This is a genomic window from Dolichospermum circinale AWQC310F (assembly GCF_000426925.1).
Taxonomy (GTDB): Bacteria; Cyanobacteriota; Cyanobacteriia; order Cyanobacteriales; family Nostocaceae; genus Dolichospermum; species Dolichospermum circinale.
This window is the reverse complement of record NZ_KE384712.1, coordinates 1-1080: the sequence shown is the minus strand read 5'-3', so window position 1 is coordinate 1080 and position 1080 is coordinate 1. Positions and strand designations below refer to the sequence as shown.

Annotated in this window: 1 protein-coding gene; it reads right to left on the bottom strand. The window is 34.9% G+C overall.

All coding sequences use genetic code 11. From position 1 onward, the window contains the following. On the bottom strand, positions 1-973 hold a 973-nt coding region (locus tag ACIR310F_RS23855), incomplete at its 3' end, for an acyltransferase family protein (protein WP_196803250.1). Between the last annotated feature and the right edge of the window lie 107 nt (positions 974-1080).

The window sequence follows — 1080 nt, the reverse complement described above, 5'->3', positions numbered from 1 at the left end:
GACGCCAATTTAGCACTCTAATGAGTAAGCTATTTTGTGGCTTTGTGATAGATAAAACTATCAATGAGCCAAAAAAGATGCCTAAAAGAGTAAAAATAATGGAATCCATGCCTAAAATAATGGCATCCATGCCTACTGTAAATATAGTATTTCCTCCCTGGATAACAAATATAATAATCAGACCAATACTAGTGATAATCATCGCTATTGGTGCAATCCTTATTAGCCGAGGAATTATTGTTTCTGAACGCATCCACAAAGCTATTAAAGAACCTATGGCTAGACTATCTAGACGACAGAAAGTATTAAAATATATCGCAAGCTGTCGAAAATTTACGGGGTTTGTTAATAACAACCAATTGCGATATAAGACTACCCCAATAATCACTATTCCCAAAAACCAACTGAGAAATTTGCGGGGAATCAGATAAATTAATAGTGGATAAACCAGATAGAATTGTTCCTCAACTGCTAAACTCCAAAAATGAGCTATCGGTCCGCCATCAAAATTTCCTTGCCATATCCATTGCAAATTTTCGAGGTAAAACCAATACCAAATTTGAAAACTATCTAACTCATTTGGATGTTCATAACTGCGAGTTAGTGGGCGTATTACTCCTAAAAACAGAATTAGCACAAGATAATAAACGGGAAATATTCTGATTATTCGTCTAATATAAAAATTCTTCAAGTAATTGGCTTTATCAAGATTGTCAAGTAAGATGCCTGTAATTAAAAATCCAGAAAGCACAAAAAAAGCATCAACGCCACACCAACCGAATCCCATTATTTTTTCATAAATAGCTACTGTCAGATCCCCTGGTTCTTCTGGAATAAGGCACACACAATGATATAAAAATACTAATAAAATGGCTATTCCGCGATAGCCATTTAATACTGGCATATAGCCCCGAACAATGTTCGATATTTGTTCGGGAGTAGAGGAAAATTTGAAATTTTCTGAATCTCTCATAATAAGTTACTTAGAGGATGGTTGAAAAGTCGGAGAAGTTGTAAAAAATCTATCTCAGTATATGCTGTGAATAACAAATAGACAGCACAGGGCAACATGAGCGAACT